Source organism: Altericroceibacterium xinjiangense (assembly GCF_003958635.1).
Classification (GTDB): domain Bacteria; phylum Pseudomonadota; class Alphaproteobacteria; order Sphingomonadales; family Sphingomonadaceae; genus Altericroceibacterium_A; species Altericroceibacterium_A xinjiangense.
Genome location: NZ_RSEK01000004.1, coordinates 115774 through 130921, shown reverse-complemented (window position 1 = coordinate 130921; position 15148 = coordinate 115774). Strand labels below are relative to the sequence as shown.

13 protein-coding genes are annotated in these 15148 nt (G+C 66.5%); 4 read left to right on the top strand and 9 right to left on the bottom strand.

The features are described 5' to 3' along the window. Positions 1 to 100: 100 nt before the first annotated feature. On the bottom strand, positions 101 to 412 hold the full coding sequence (locus ELY13_RS06150) for a DUF1244 domain-containing protein (RefSeq protein ID WP_126173012.1): 312 nt from the start codon (positions 410 to 412) through the stop codon (positions 101 to 103). Positions 413 to 470: 58 nt separating this feature from the next. On the opposite strand from ELY13_RS06150, the gene pyk reads away from it, so the two are divergent. Both pyk and ELY13_RS06140 read left to right on the top strand, forming a co-directional pair. Continuing rightward, positions 471 to 1928 carry a pyruvate kinase gene (gene pyk, locus ELY13_RS06145; protein ID WP_126173011.1) on the top strand — a complete coding sequence of 486 codons (1458 nt, stop codon included), beginning with the start codon at positions 471 to 473 and terminating at the stop codon, positions 1926 to 1928. Positions 1929 to 2654: 726 nt separating this feature from the next. Continuing rightward, a complete protein-coding gene (locus ELY13_RS06140) occupies positions 2655 to 3557 on the top strand; it encodes an OmpA family protein (protein ID WP_126173010.1) in 903 nt (300 codons plus the stop codon). A gap of 117 nt (positions 3558 to 3674) precedes the next feature. On the opposite strand, the gene ELY13_RS06135 is transcribed toward ELY13_RS06140, so the two are convergent. Then, the gene (locus tag ELY13_RS06135) at positions 3675 to 5480 is read right to left on the bottom strand and encodes a methyl-accepting chemotaxis protein (protein ID WP_126173009.1); all 1806 of its coding nucleotides are present in this window, start codon (positions 5478 to 5480) and stop codon (positions 3675 to 3677) included. A 397-nt stretch (positions 5481 to 5877) separates the two neighbouring features. Between ELY13_RS06135 and ELY13_RS06130 the strand changes: the two genes are divergently transcribed. Both ELY13_RS06130 and ELY13_RS06125 read left to right on the top strand, forming a co-directional pair. Next, positions 5878 to 6657, top strand: a complete 780-nt coding sequence (locus ELY13_RS06130; protein WP_126173008.1) for an SDR family oxidoreductase — start codon at positions 5878 to 5880, stop codon at positions 6655 to 6657. A gap of 177 nt (positions 6658 to 6834) precedes the next feature. Further along, positions 6835 to 7296: a multidrug transporter gene (locus ELY13_RS06125; RefSeq protein WP_126173007.1), complete on the top strand. Its 462-nt coding sequence runs from the start codon at positions 6835 to 6837 to the stop codon at positions 7294 to 7296. Between the two features lie 21 nt (positions 7297 to 7317). On the opposite strand, the gene ELY13_RS06120 is transcribed toward ELY13_RS06125, so the two are convergent. The 7 genes from ELY13_RS06120 to ELY13_RS06090 form a co-directional block, all read right to left on the bottom strand. Further along, the gene (locus ELY13_RS06120) at positions 7318 to 8841 is read right to left on the bottom strand and encodes a Rieske 2Fe-2S domain-containing protein (protein WP_126173006.1); all 1524 of its coding nucleotides are present in this window, start codon (positions 8839 to 8841) and stop codon (positions 7318 to 7320) included. A 171-nt stretch (positions 8842 to 9012) separates the two neighbouring features. Beyond that, positions 9013 to 10347: a glutamate--tRNA ligase gene (gene gltX, locus ELY13_RS06115; RefSeq protein WP_126173005.1), complete on the bottom strand. Its 1335-nt coding sequence runs from the start codon at positions 10345 to 10347 to the stop codon at positions 9013 to 9015. A 143-nt stretch (positions 10348 to 10490) separates the two neighbouring features. Continuing rightward, positions 10491 to 10976, bottom strand: coding sequence for a bacterioferritin (gene bfr, locus ELY13_RS06110; RefSeq protein WP_126173004.1), 486 nt, complete (start codon positions 10974 to 10976; stop codon positions 10491 to 10493). A 168-nt stretch (positions 10977 to 11144) separates the two neighbouring features. Further along, positions 11145 to 11336, bottom strand: a complete 192-nt coding sequence (locus tag ELY13_RS06105) for a (2Fe-2S)-binding protein (protein WP_126173003.1) — start codon at positions 11334 to 11336, stop codon at positions 11145 to 11147. A gap of 60 nt (positions 11337 to 11396) precedes the next feature. Further along, positions 11397 to 12665: a DUF418 domain-containing protein gene (locus ELY13_RS06100; protein ID WP_126173002.1), complete on the bottom strand. Its 1269-nt coding sequence runs from the start codon at positions 12663 to 12665 to the stop codon at positions 11397 to 11399. Beyond that, a complete protein-coding gene (locus tag ELY13_RS06095) occupies positions 12662 to 13906 on the bottom strand; it encodes a dihydroorotase (protein WP_126173001.1) in 1245 nt (414 codons plus the stop codon). Before ELY13_RS06095 ends, ELY13_RS06100 begins: the two co-directional genes overlap by 4 nt. Beyond that, a complete protein-coding gene (locus tag ELY13_RS06090; protein WP_126173000.1) occupies positions 13903 to 14934 on the bottom strand; it encodes an aspartate carbamoyltransferase catalytic subunit in 1032 nt (343 codons plus the stop codon). The genes ELY13_RS06095 and ELY13_RS06090 overlap by 4 nt, the downstream gene beginning before the upstream one ends. Between the last annotated feature and the right edge of the window lie 214 nt (positions 14935 to 15148).

Sequence of the window (15148 nt, the reverse complement as noted above, 5' to 3'; positions counted from 1 at the left end):
CTCCGGTTTAGGTTCGGGGGTTCAGGTTCGGGGTTTTTCAGATTCGGGCGGGCTGATAGCGCCCCGAACGAGTCGGGTGAAGCGAGGGCAGGATTTTTCCCTAGATACCCTGGTTCCGCTTGACGCTCGCTTCCATCAGCGCGAGCTGTTCGGCCGTCGCCTCGCTCTGGTGCCTGGCCTTCCATTCATCCATCGGCATTCCGTGGATCAGCTCGCGCGCTTCGGCCTTGTCGCCGGAGTAGCCGCCTTCCCGGATCCAGTCGGCGAGGCAATTGCGGCAGAACCCGGAAAGTCCCATCAGGTCGATGTTCTGCGCATCGTGCCGGTGGCGCAAGTGGCGGACGAGGCGGCGAAACGCCGCGGCGGCGACGTCGTCGGGCAGCTGGTCGAGCGGATCGGTCTGGTCGGACATATAGGTTCCTTTCCCTGTGATCTTGCCTGTCGCCCCGCTCTGCCATAGGCCTGCCGCCATGGCAAAACTTCAACCGCGCGGCCGCAAGGTCAAGATTCTCGCCACCCTGGGTCCGGCAAGCCGGGATCCCGAAATGCTCCGCCGCCTGCTGAAGGCGGGGGCCGACGCGTTCCGGCTCAACCTGAGCCATGGGGAACACGCCGATCATCTGGGCTCGATCCACGCGATTCGGGCGCTGGAGAAGGAGTTCAACCGGCCGATCGCGATTCTGGCCGACTTGCAGGGCCCGAAGCTGCGCGTCGGCTCCTTCGCCGAGGGCAAGGCCGTGATCGCCCACGGACAGCCTTTCGCCTTCGACCGCGATCCCACCCCGGGCAACGGCGAGCGAGTGGAGCTGCCGCATCCCGAATTGTTCGAGGTGCTGGAAAAAGGCCGGCTCCTGCTGATCAACGACGGCAAGATCCGCCTTCGGGTGCGCAAGGCCACTTCCGAAAGGATCGAGACCATCGCCGAAGTCGGCGGCGTGATCTCCGACCGCAAGGGCGTGAACGTGCCCGATACCGAAGTGCCGATCCCGGCCCTGACCGAGAAGGACCGGCGGGATCTCGCCTTCGCGATCCAGCACGGGGCCGACTGGATCGGCTTGTCCTTCGTCCAGCGTCCGGAAGACCTGATCGAGGCACGGCGCCTGATGGGCGGGCGCGGGGCGCTGTGCGCCAAGATCGAGAAACCGCAGGCCGTCAACCGGCTGGATGAGATCATCGACTTGTCCGACGGGGTGATGGTTGCCCGCGGCGATCTGGGCGTCGAGCTGAACCCGGAAGAAGTGCCGCCGCTGCAGAAGAAGATCGTCAACGCGGCGCGGCTGGCCGGCAAGCCGGTGATCGTGGCGACGCAGATGCTCGAATCGATGATCGAGAGCCCTGCCCCGACCCGGGCCGAAGTGTCCGACGTCGCCAACGCGGTGTACGACGGGTGCGACGCGGTGATGCTTTCGGCCGAGACCGCCGCCGGTCAGTGGCCGGAAGAAGCGGTGGACATGATGGCCCGCATCGCCCGCCAGATCGAGCGGGACGAGGCGTACCGCATGCGCGTGCGGCTGGTGGGCACCAAGCCCGATGCGACCACCGCCGATGCGCTGGCCCATTCCTGCATGACGATTGCCGACACGGTCCCGATCGAGGCGATCGTGGTCTTCACCTCCAGCGGATCGACCGCGCGGCGGGTGACGCGGGAACGGCCTGCCGTGCCCGTGATGGTCCTGACCCCGACGATCAGCACCGCCCGGCGCGTGGCGCTGTTGTGGGGCGCGCACCCGGTGCCGACCCGCGACATCGGCAGCTTCGAGGAGATGATCGCGAAGGGCAAGCGCATGGCGCTGCGCCACGGCTATGGCGGTCCGGGGAGCAAGCTGGTGATGGTGGCAGGCGTTCCGTTCGGCGCGCCCGGCGCGACCAACCTGCTGCACGTGGTGACCCTGTCCGGCAACGAGCTGGAGCAGCACGCCAAGTCGTAGGCGCCAGCCGTCAGGTTGACACACCTGACACGTCCTACAACCGGGTGTCACCCGTTTTTCGGGGTGCTTTGCGGCAGATTCCTGCGGGTTTCACAGACGAGAGCGACACCGCGGGCGCCCGCGAGAAAATAAAATGTTCTTTCCCTGCCGGGACAGATTGTTGCGCTCGTGAGAGGCCTGCGCGGGGCCTTCCTGTGCGGCGGATGCACGACGATGGGAAAGAACCGCGTCGGCGTGACAGACGGGTGGGGGTGTAGGAAACGGCGATGTCCGTTTTTCGCGCCCCTCCCGGCGAGCCACAGTCAATAGGACCTCGCCGAAGGCACGCGTGAAGCCGTGGCTGTGCGATCGTTTCCCAAATGGAGACAGAGGTCCGACCTTGCCGGCTGCTCCGCGCCGTTCGAAATACAGGCTGCCCGGCGAGGCACTCTTCCCCTTCCCTCCCGCCGAGTCTTCCAACGTAGGCGGCACGGTCTCGCGGCGAAACCTGCATCGGCTCATCGCACAAGGCGCTCCAGCCATCGGCACAGGCGATGGTCCTGCTCCCGGTGTTCACGTGGCAGCAAGGGCGGCGTGAACACCCAGCGTTGCGTGCAGGTGCAGAGTACCTGCCGCAGGTTTTTCACAAGGCGGGACGAAGAAAGTCCCGACAGCCGACACGCACACAGGGGGCGGCCGAAGGCCGCGAACACAGGGTCGGCTGGCGCAATTTAAGGGAGTAGCGCAATGAGTATCGTTTCCAAGAAACCGGGCACCCTGTTCCTGCTTGCCATGCTGGCGGTGCCGGCATCGGGCAGCGTGGCTGCCCAGGCGCAGAACGGGTCCGAAGGCGAAATCCTGACGACCGTCTATGGACCGACCGCGCCCGACCCGGCCGAGATGACCGAAGGGCCGGAAATCGAAGGCATCATCTCCGCGCGCAGCGGAAGCAGGATGCAGGTCACGAGCGCCGACGGCACCCGCTCGATCATCACGATCACCGATGACACGAAGATCAAGGCCAGCGGAGGGTTCCTGGGCCTCAACAGCAGCAGGCTTGCGGCGACTTCGCTGCTCAACGGCCTGCCGGTCGACGTCGAGACGATGCAGTGGAGCGGCGGCCTGGTGGCGAGCGAGATCGAGCTCAAGAACAAGGATCTCAAGACCGCCTCGATGATCCACAACGGCACCGACCAGCGCTTTGCCGAACACGGTGCCGCCATCGATCAGAACGCCGCGGCCACAGAGGCGCTGCGCGGCCGCATGGGCGATATCGACAAGTACAACGTGAAGAGCACCACGAACGTGAACTTCGACGTTGGCAAGGCGGTGCTGTCCCCGCAGGCACGAAACGAACTCTGCACCGCTGCAAGCCAGGCCGAGGCGATGGATAACGCGCTGCTGCTGGTCGTCGGGTACACCGATTCCACCGGAAGCCTGGAGTACAACCAGGAGCTGAGCGAGAAGCGGGCCGGCCGCGTGGTCAATCATCTCCAGCAGGCTTGCGGCTGGAAGCCCTATCGCATGCTGACTCCCACCGGGATGGCCGAAGCCGACCCGCTGGCGGACAACAGCACCCCCGAGGGCAAGGCACAGAACCGCCGCGTGGCGGTGAACATCCTGGTCAGCAAGGGTCTCGACGGTTTGTGAGACGCGCGGGGTGGGCATTGCCCACCCCGGCACTCCCGAAGGGGCAATCCACGATCCGCCGCTGCCAGCCGAGCCTGCCGCGCGTTCAGCGCTCCTTCCGCCTAGGACCGCGGCGAATTACGCTGCCGACCTGCCGACCAGCGCCGGTTTGGCCGAGGACACCGGTGCAAGCCGGATACCTTTTGCGTTCCCGAAGCGATCGGCATCGCCGACCTTGAATTGCGAGGCATGGTCGCTCAGCGCCTCCACCTCGCCCGACAAGTTGCGCGCGGCGGCCGACGTCTCCTCGACCATGGCGGCGTTCTGCTGCGTGGACCGATCCATGCTGCCGACCGCGGCGGAAATCTGCGTGATGGCGGTAGCCTGCGCCTGATTGTCGGCAGCCATCTGGCCAAGCAGCGCGTGCACCTCGCCCACGTCGCTGGCGATGTCGGCCAGCGCCGCGTCGACCTTCTGTACCCTCTCGACAGCGGTTCCGACCTCCGCCTGCGTCGCCGTCAGCTGGTCGCGAGCCCGGCCGGCTTCTTCCTCGGCCCGTATCGCAAGGGCGGAGACGAGGTCGGCGACGACCGCGAAGCCGCGGCCCGCTTCGCCTGCGCGCCCTGCCTCGACCGCCGCGTTCATGGCCAGCACGCGCGTCTGGAAGGCGATCTTGTCGAGGCCCTCGATCACGTCGTCGATGCCTTTTGCACTCTCGGAAACGCGAGTCATCGCCAGCACGGCTTCGTCGGCGATCGTGCGTCCGCCGCTGACGGTGGCGATCGCTCCATCGGCGCGTTCGACGGTCCGTCCCGCTGCCTTCGCGCTTGCGCCGAGCCGCTCGTCCATTTGCGCGATGGCGGCGGAGGTTTCCTCCAGGCTCGCCGCATTCGCCTCGGTCCGGCGCGCCAGATCCTCGGACGCGTGGGCGATTTCGTCGGAACCGGTGCGGATCGTCGCGGCGCTGGCCATGACCGTGCCGATCAGCGCGCGAAGGTTGGTGAGCGCTTCGTTGAAATCGTGACGGACTTCCTCGTATTCCGCGGGGAAATCTTCCTTGAGATCCTGCGTCAGATCGCCCGCGGAGATGGCGGCTATCGCAGAGCGCAGCGCGCTTGTGACGTGCTGCTGGGTGCGCGCGTTTTCCTCTTCGGCCAGCGCCCGGTCCACGGCCGCCTTCCGGAACACGTCGCAGGAGCGGGCCATCCGGCCGATTTCGTCGCTTTGCTCGGTGTAGGGGATCGAAGCGTCTTTCCGGGCCGCCAGAGCTTCCATCGTATCCGCAAGCGACGCGATGGGCTGGATGATGCTCTTGCGCGAAACGTTGAGCGCGAAGACCCACACGGCGAGCACCGCCAGCCCGATCAGAATGGCGATCGTTCCGGCAAGGCTGTTGCTGGCGCTGGCATCGCCGGTGACTTGCTCGGCAATCGTGATCTGCTCTTCCACGAGCAGGCTCATCGTTTCGGAAATCGGATCGATCGCCGGATAAAGGCGCTGGACGACGAACTGGTCGAGAGCGTCCCGGTCGCCGCGGCGCAGGATGTCCTGCAGCACTTCCACTTCGGCATCGGCTTTGTCCATGCGCGCCTCGGCGGTGCGGGCGAGTTCCTCTTCACGTCCGGTGATGGAGGTTTCGCGGTAGGCACCCCACCGCTGGGCAATCAGCTGCTTGCCTTCGGCCACGGCCTGCGCCGCTTCCTCCATCGTGAAGTTACCGTTGCGCGCCTTGTGCGCGGCATCGACGATGCTGACGGCGTAGGCGTCCGCCACGGTCTTGAGATCGCGGAGCGGCTGCACCCGGTCGACCAGAAGCGTCTGATAGGCCGTTCCATTCGCGTGCGCGGTGATGTTGAGGGTGGCAACGAGCGCCAGGAAGGCGACAGCGAACAAGCCGAGACACGACAGAAGTTTGGTGCGGATAGTGTAGCGCGACAAGTTCATCGTGGTCTCCACAAGAAACGCAGCCCGGCGGCCAACGCCGGCGGTGCGCCCAGCGAAACGAGGGCGCCATCACAAGCATTGTAGGTGTGGTGATTCGCGCGCGGGGAAGTCGGGCGAAAATTCTGGCAGGCTGCGCCCAACGCAATTGCAGAAAGGACGAAGTTCCTCAGCTTATAAAGCAGCCGAGATCTGCTGCTGGGAAGCCGTACTTGCCGACAGGTAGATGACGAGGACCCAGTTCTACTGGTCATGGCGGTGCAGCGTTGCTCAACCTGCGGCCTTCGCCTAAACAAGCAGGGGTTCCCGGAGTTTTCGAAATGATCCAGCGTTACCGCTAAGGCGGCACGACACTCGCCAGCGGAGCGATCCGCCGACAGGACTCTGTTTCGAGAACATCATGCAGCGATTGAATAACAAGACGTGCGTCGTCACCGGCGCGGCCCGCGGCATCGGCCGCGCCATCGCCGCGCGCTTCCATGAAGAAGGCGCCACCGTGGTCGTCACCGATCTGGACGCAGGCGCGGGGGCGGCAGCCGCCGACGCGATCGGGTGCCGCTTCGAAAAGCTCGACGTGCGGAAAGAAGCCGATTGGATGCGGCTGAGCGATAGCGTTCCGACCGCGGACGTGGTGGTCAACAACGCGGGCGTAACGGGGTTCGAGCAGAGCATGGTGCCCCACGATCCGGAACACGCCAGCCTTGCGGATTGGCGGGAAGTCCACCGGGTCAACCTTGACGGGACCTTCCTCGGCTGTCGCTACGCCATCCGGGCGATGAAGGAGAGCGGCACAGGCTCGATCATCAACATCTCGTCGCGATCCGGACTGGTCGGCATTCCCCTCGCGGGTGCCTATGCTTCCTCCAAGGCGGCGATCCGCAACCACAGCAAGACGGTTGCGCTCTACTGCGCGCAGCAAGGGTGGAAGATTCGCTGCAACTCGATCCACCCGGCCGCCATTCTGACATCGATCTGGGAGCCGATGCTGGGCACGGGGGCCGATCGGGAGGTCCGGATGCAGGCGCTGGTGGCCGACACCCCGCTGAAGCGGTTCGGGATGCCGGAGGAGGTTGCGGCGATTGCGGTCATGCTTGCATCGGATGAAGCGACCTATGTCACCGGCACCGAGATCAACATCGACGGGGGGCTGCTTGCCGGATCCGCCGCGTCGCCGGGCTAAGTGAGTGCGGTGGAGCGCGTTCCTTTCCGCTCCACCCATTTGCGACCTCGAAGGCGAGGGTCTGAATCCGGCCCATTGCGGGCGCGGGGTGATCATGCCAGCTTGGGGTGTCGCGAAACGGGAGTTTGGGTTGTGCAGGCTGGCCCGGTTGAACGCCGTCTCCGCTCCTACTGGAAAATGGAAGCCGCTTGCGCGGTCTCCTTCCCGCTGCTGGCCGCCTGGATGGTGGAGCCGGACGGGGGGCGGGAGATCGCGGGGGTCGTGCTGGCGGTTACGGCCTCGTGCTGTCTGCTCGCGGTGGGGGCCCTGTACTGGCACGCGGCGCTGTGCCGCGTTCGCGGAAATCCGGAGCCGATGCGCCATGCCTTGCGGATCGCCAGAAGGCTGAAGCGCCCGCTGCTGGCGTTGGCCATCGCATCCCTGGTCTGGGCGGTTTTCCTGTGCTTTCTGGACCCGTCTTCCGCTGCATTGGCCGCTTTGGGTTTTTCCGCGCTCGCGGTGCTGGAGTACGTCAACTACTACCACGTCCAGTTGCAGAACTTCGACCACCTGCCCGATTTCAAGCGGCTGCTCCGGCGCCGCCGTCTCCGGCAGGCGCATCTGGCGGCCGACCTGAAAAAGGTAGCGGGCGAGCGGTAACACTACCGCCGGGCCGAAGGGTTATCCGGCCTTTCCGACCGATTCCAGCAGGCTGATCTTCAGGTGGCGGAACGCGCTCTGGAAGCGGGAGGTTCGCTCCTCCTCCATCGTCGTTTCCAGTTCGTGGCCAAGTTCCCGCAAGCGGCGGTCGCCGAGCCGCTGGGCTTCCAGGAACATGGAGGTTTCCTCCGACGAGGCATGGTGATCGACGGCGGTGTGCAGGGCCCGGATGTGCTCCTCGAAAGCGGGGCTGGCGGTGGACAGCTTCAGGGTGGCGGCGAGCAGGTCGGCCAGCGCCTGGTGCTCCGCATAAGCGATCGACACATCCTCGCTGACCGGTTGCACGGCGGGGTAGAAGATCCGGTCCTCGATATGTTCGTGGATCTCCAGTTCGGACGCGAGCGTGCGTAGGATGTCGCGCCGTTCGGGGTCGTCCGCCGGCATGGCCTCTATGCGGCGGAACAAGCCGCGCAGGAGCTGGTGATGTTCGAACAGGACTTCGTCCGCCTTGCGTCCTTGCGGGGCAGAAGCGGTCTTGTCGGGAATTGCTTCGGCGCGCCGGGCGGCGTCCGCCTCCTGCGGCGTCACGGCGGTGGAGCCGGGGTCCTGTTCCCGCTGGATCTCCACCATCCCGTCCTGCACGCGCACGTGGTAGCGGGGCTGCGGGCACGTGGACGGCCCATCCAGCGGCTGCCCGCTCTCAAGATCGTAGCGGGAGCCGTGCCACGGGCAGATCAGGCCGCCGTTCAGGACCCAGCCTTCATCCAGCGGCCCGCCCATGTGGGAACAGCGCGCGCCCATGGCGCTGATGCGGCCGCGGTGGCGCACGAGGACGACGGGAATCTGGGCGCGCTCGACCTCATCCCAGACTTCGACCCGGCACGGCTGGTCTTCCTGCAAGTCGGTTTCCGGCAGGACCGGGTGGTACCCGCGCGGGACGACGCTGCGGTCGGCCTGATCGACGCCTTGGCGCAAGCGGTAGACCAGATGGCCGCCGAGGTAGGAGCCGGCGAACATGAATCCCCAGCTTGCGGCGCTGGCGAGCCGGCCCGCGATCCGGTGTCCTCCGCTCCTGAGGACGATGGAAGCAACCTGAATGCCGAGGGCGGTGCTGTTCACGGCGGCGTGGACCAGGCCGACGCGGCGGGAACGGCCATGGGTCTGATGCCAGTCCGACAAGCCTGTAAGAGCGGCGCCGACCGCACCGACGGCTCCGGCCTTGACCAGAATGTCGGACGTCCTGTCGATGGCCGTTCCCTTTATCGCGCCCACGCTGGCGAGGGTGTCGAGCACGACGGCCAGGGTCCAGGTGCCGATCGGGATCGCGACCAGCGAGGGGTGGATGGGGTGGCCGAACCAGGTGCCGTGGAGTGCGTTCTGCACGCGCTGGCCGGGCGTGCCTCCGATCCGCTGGGGCAGCGCCACTGCATTGGCCAGGGCAAAGGCCGGACCATCCAGGTGTTCGGCGTCTTCGATGCTGGCGATGACTTTGGCGGCCCTGCCCTGCCGGGAGGCGGGCTTGGTGCCGGAGTTGGCAGATTTCATGGCGCATCCCCTGGACGGTCGGGAGTGCTGGGGCCCGACGGATGGGCGGACCTAGCCTGTTGGCGTTCCCGTCCGATGAGGTGCCAACGGCGGGCGCGCAGACACGTTCCGCCGCATGCGCGGGAGTCTCCGTCTGGCTGGCTTCGCGCGGGGTGTTCGCGCTGCCGCCCCCTACCCGGCGGCGCGTTCCAGCCGCGCCCGCGCTTCGCGTTCGCCGATCAGGGGCAGCAGGGCGGCCATGTCGGGGCCGGAATCGCGCCCGATCAGCGCCTGCCGCAGCGGCAGGAACAGCGCCTTGCCCTTGCGGCCGGACGCCTGCTTCAGCGTCCCGGTCAGCGAATGCCACGGGTCCTCGCTCCAGCTCAGAAGGGTGGCGGCCTGGGCGAGAAAGGCTTTCGTTTCCGCGTCGAATTCCGGCTGGTCGACTGGGCCGGTAACCACGCGCCACCACTCGGCGGCGTCGGACAAGCGCGTGAGGTTGGGGCGGATCGCTTCCCATGCCGCTTCGTCCATGCCTTCCGGCACCCGGCCGACGACATCGGCGTAGGGCAGCTGGTGGAGGATCGCGGCGTTCAGCCGGTCAAGGTCCGCTTCGTCGAACCGGGCCGGGGCGCGGCCGAAGGTCGCAAGATCGAAGCTTTCGACCAGCGCGGCAGGGTTGGCGATCGGCTCGACCGGCTGCGAGGTGCCGAGCCTTGCCAGCAGGGCGACGAGCGCCTGCGGTTCGATCCCCTGTTCGCGCAGCGCCCCCACGCTCAGGGAACCGAGGCGCTTCGACAGCTTGCCCTCGGTACCGACCAGCAGTGCTTCGTGGGCGAAGCGCGGCGGCGCGGCGCCCATTGCGGTGAACATCTGGATCTGCAGCGCGGTGTTGGACACGTGGTCTTCCCCGCGCAGCACGTCCGTCACCCCCATGTCGATATCGTCCACTGCGCTGGGCAGCATGTACAGCCACGATCCATCGGCGCGGCGGACCACCGGATCGGACAACTGCGCCGGGTCGAAGTGCTGCGGCCCGCGAATGCCGTCGATCCATTCGATCGGCTGATCGTGATCGAGCCGGAAGCGCCAGTGCGGGGCAATGCCTTGCGCTTCCTTTTCCGCACGTTCCGCATCGGTCAGGTGGAGCGCGGCGCGGTCATAGATCGGCGGCAGGCCGCGTCCCAGCTGGATCTTGCGCTTGAGCTCCAGCTCCTGCGCGGTTTCGTACGCCGGATAGACTCGCCCGGCGGCGCGCAGGCGATCGAACGCCGCTTCATAAACCGGCAGGCGGAGGGACTGCCGTTCTTCCCCGTCCGGTTCGAGCCCCAGCCAGGCGAGATCGAGACGAGCCGCCTCGACATATTCTTCCCGGCTGCGTTCCTTGTCGGTGTCGTCGATCCGCAGCAGGAACCGGCCGCCGTGCCGCTTGGCCAGCATCCAGTTGTGCAGCGCGGTGCGGATGTTGCCGACGTGGAGCAGCCCCGTGGGGGACGGGGCGAAGCGAGCGGTGATCGGAGCGGACATGCACGGCGGTTAGCCCGGCGGTGCGCGCCGGACAAGCGCTGGAGCGGCGCTGCGATCCGACGGCGTCGGATCGGCCGCTCCAGGCCCGTGGTTTTGTCGCGGGTTTTGCGAGGAAGCAGGCACCCGCCTGCTTCGAAAGCGGGTTAGCTGTCTTCCCCCGGCGCTTTCGAATTCAGCTGGATGTAGTTCGGCAGCCCCATCCGCTCAATCAGGTCGAGCTGGGTTTCGATGAAGTCGACATGCTCTTCCTCGCTTTCGAGGATGCGCTCGAAAATTTCGCGGCTGACGTAGTCGCGCACCGTTTCGCAGTGGGCGATGGCATCGCGCAGCAGGGGAATCGCTTCCATCTCCAGCGCAAGATCGGCCTTGAGGATTTCCTCCACCGTCTCCCCAACCTTCAGCCGATGAATCGCCTGGAAGTTCGGCAGCGCGTCGAAGAACAGGATCCGTTCGGCCAGGATGTCGGCGTGCTTCATCTCGTCGATGGATTCGTGCCGTTCGTACTCGGCCAGCTTCTTGACGCCCCAGTGATCGAGCGTGCGGTAGTGCAGCCAGTACTGGTTGATCGCGGTCAGCTCGTTCGTGAGCGCCTTGTTGAGGTATTCGATGACCTCGGGGTTACCCTTCATGGTCGAGCTCCGCTTGTGAGAAAAAGATGAGCCGTCCATGCCTTCCGCCGCGGGCAAGCGCAAGCGATGCGGGGCGCTATTTGTGACAAAACTGGCAGAATTCTGCGGTTTTGCGAATGCAAATCAGGAGAGTGGGGCGAGCCGAAGTCGGGCCCCGATCGGCCTTTGTCAGGCGGCGTAGGCGGTTTCCTGCGCCATCTCGCGTTCCTCGATCAGGATTTCGGCCGCGTCATCAAGGCACTGCCCGCACTGCGGGCGCTTGCCGAGCGAGGCGTAGACCCCGTCCACATCGCGCGGACAGCGCCGCGCGGCGGTGCGCAGTTCGTTTTCCCGGATCGCGTTGCAGATGCAGATGTACATGAATCGCTGCTCCCTTGCACCCGCCCTTAATAATGCGAATGGGTTGCAGTAGCAAGTGACTCAACGGCGAAAAGGAAACCGTTCGCCGTAGGTCAGGCAGCGCCAGACCCATTCCAGCGGGCCATAGCGAAACCGCGCCAGCCACGGCTGCGACCAGCCGAGCATCAGCGCCCAGGCTGCCAGCACGATCCCCAGCAGACCGATTCGGCCTAGTTGTCCGAACAGACCCAGCGCCCAACCGTGGAACACGAACATCATCAGGATCGACGTGCCGAGGTAATTGCTGAACGCCATGCGCCCGGCCGCGGCCAGCCTTTGTCCCAGCCAGCCCTGCGCAGCCGTGGGCGCCCACCCCGCCAGCAGGACCACGAGGCCGAGGACAGTCACGATATGCGGCAACGACGAAAGCCCGTTGAACGCGAAGCTGGTGGTGAACAGCGGGAAGCCTTCGCGCAGCGGCCACAGCCCGATCAGCAGGGTCACCGCCATTCCGCCCAGCCATCCGCCCCAGGCCCAGCGCCGCAGGACCGGATTTCGCGCCGCTGAGCCGAACAAGCCGAAGCGGTACAAGCCGATGCCCACCAGGATCACGCCGAAGGTTTCGGTGATCCCGACCACGATCAGTTCCTGCAGCAGCCGGTCGCCTTCCTCTTCGATGGCGTGGGCGACGATGTCGGGATAGCTGCCGTCGCGGTACAAGCGCGTCTCCCGCTCAGCCACCTTGAGCACCAGTGCGGGGACTTGCGCGGCTTGCGCGCGCCGGGCGGCGTCCGCCCCGTTGGCGGCAAGGTAATCGCCCGACATCATCGCGGTGTTCATCAGCGCGCCGACCACTGCCAGCGTGAGGCCGAGCGAAAGCTGCCGTTCGGCCGTCATCTTGAGCAGCGGCAGCACGGCCAGCCCGCAAAAGGCGTAAAGCGTCAGGATGTCGCCGCGCCAGATCAGGAAATAATGGGCAAGGCCGAACACCAGCAGCACCGACAGCCGTCGCGCCTGCAGCCACGCGTCGCCGCCCCGCGCCCAGGTCCGTTCCATGAACAAGTAAAGCCCGGCACCGAACAGGAGAGTGAACAGCCCGCGCAGCTTGCCGTCGATCACCACGAACTGGAACAGCCAGATTGCCCGGTCGCCCATGCTCAGCGGCTGGGGCAGCGCAGGAGGCCAGAAATAGGCGGTCAGCGGGTGGCCGTATGCGGTGATATTGGCGAACAGGATCCCGAGCACCGCGATTCCGCGGATGAAATCGAGCGAAACCAGCCGCTCGGCCCCGGAAACCGGCTGATCGGGCGTGGCCTCGACCGCGCTGCCAGTCCGGGACGGCGCGGTCATCGCCGGGGCTTGGTGCCCACCTGCACTCCGCCCTTCCACAAGGCGAGCACGCGGCCTTGCGTCGGCTGGCGGTCGAACGGGGTATTCCCGGCGCTGGTGTCCATCTTCGCCGAATCGATCACCCACGGCCGTTCCGGGTCGATCAGCGCGAGGTCCGCTTCCGCCCCTTCCCGAAATTCCCCCGCATCGACGCCCAGCAGGCGGGCCGGATTGCGAGCGAGCAGATCGAACGCGCGGGCCGTGTCGATTACCCCGTCCCGCACCAGGGTCAGCGTCATCGCCAGCAGGGTCTCGGCCCCCGCCATGCCCGGCTCCGCATCCGCGAATGGCAGGCGCTTGTCTTCCGGCCAGCGCGGATCGTGGCCCGAGGCGATGACATCGATGGTTCCGTCCCCGATGCCTTCGATCACGGCCTGCCGGTCGCTTTCGGAGCGCAAGGGCGGGGAGAGCCGCGAAAACGTGCGGAATTCCGCCAGCGCGAGATCGGACAGCATGAAGTGGGCCGGCGTGACGCCCGCCGTTACCGAAACGCCGCGTTGCTTTGCCGCCCGCACGAGGTTCAGCCCGGCGCGAGTCGTCACTTGCCGGACGTGGAGGCGCGCGCCGGTCATTTCCGCCAGCGCGACGTCGCGGGCGATGGCCAGCGCTTCGGCTTCGGCCGGGGCGCTCGGCAGCCCGAGGCGAGTCGCCATTTCGCCGGCAGTGGCGACGGCGCTTCCGGCCAGCCCGGAATCTTCCGCGTGGGACACGACTACCAGATCGAGCATCGCGGCGTATTGCAGCAGGCGCAGCATGATCCCGCTGTCGGCAATCCACGTTCGCCCGGTGGCGATGCCTTTGGCCCCGGCATCGCACATCAGCGCGATTTCGGCCAGGTGGCCGCCTTCCAGCGCCACCGTCGCAGCCGCCAGCGGGTGGACCCACATGTCGGGCTTGCCGCTTTGTGCGGCGAAACGCACGCGCGCCGGGTGATCGAGCGGCGGGCTCTGGTCCGGCATCAGCGCCGCCCGGGTGATCCCGCCGAAATGAAACGCGGCCTTGTCGATCGCGAACACGCCGCAATCGACCAGCCCCGGGGCGACCAGCGCCCCGCCGGCATCCACCACGTCATCCCCATCCTGCGGGGCGACATCGCCAAGCGCGGCGATACGGCCGTCTTCGCACCGAAGCGTGCCGGGACGCACGCCGTCCGGCGTCACCAGCCGGCCGCCGACGATCGCGAGGGGGCGCGGCTGTTTCATACCCACTGCGCCCGGTTCACCGGCGCCCACCCGGGCACGCCCCGCGCGCGGCGAGTCAGCACGTCGAGGCAGGCCATGCGGATGGCGACACCCATTTCCACCTGGTCGGTAATGATCGAGCGGCCCGCAAGATCGGCTACTTCGCTGTCGATCTCGACTCCGCGGTTCATCGGTCCCGGGTGCATCACGATCGCGTCCGGTTCCGCCAGCGCGAGCCGCTGCGGCGTGAGGCCGTAGAGGTGGCGGAATTCGCGGGGGGAAGGGACGAACTGGCCCTGCATCCGTTCATTCTGCAAGCGCAGCATCATGACCACCTCGGCCCCGTCCAGCGCGGCGTCGAACGAATGGAACGGCTCCACCCCCATCGCCTCTATTCCCATGGGCATCAGCGCGGGCGGCGCGCAGACCCGCACCACCGCGCCCAGCGCCTGCAGGGACAGGATGTTGGATCGGGCAACCCGGCTGTGCAGGATATCCCCGCAGATCGTGACGCGCAGGCCGTTGAATTCCTCCCGCCCGCCTTCCCGCAGCTTGTGCCGCAAGGCCAGAGCGTCGAGCAGCGCCTGGGTGGGGTGTTCGTGCTGGCCGTCCCCGGCGTTGAGCACCGGGCAATCGACGCGCCCCGCGATCAGCGCGACCGCTCCGCTGGACGAATGGCGAATCACGATCGCATCGGCGCGCATCGCGTTCAGCGTCATCGCCGTGTCGATCAGGGTTTCCCCTTTCTTCACGCTGGATTGCGCAGCGTGCATGTTGACCACGTCGGCGCCCAGCCGTTTCCCGGCGATTTCAAACGACAGGAGGGTGCGAGTCGAATTTTCGAAGAAGGCGTTGATGATCGTCAACCCGGACAGCACATCGGTGTGCTTGGACGGCATGCGGTTGAGCCGGACCCATTGTTCCGCCTCATCCAGCAGATAAAGGATCTCGTGCGTCTGCAACTGGCCAATGCCAAGCAGATCGCGATGCGGGAAGGCGAGCCCGCCGGCCGGATAGCGGCCCGCGGCTGGAGGTTGGATCGGCGGCATCACTGAAGCAAGGTCCCTAAGGCCGGGCGCGCGCCTCCGCAATGGGGTGCGTGATCGAACGGAAGCGCAATCGGACAGCACGGGGGTAAGGGGCGATCATGCATGAGCCTTTCCGGCATTACGCCGGTCGGACAATATCGACCGCCGATGGGTTTGCGACTGGCACATCGCCCTTGCTCGCCCTACATCCCAACATGGACGGGATTGTCTATTT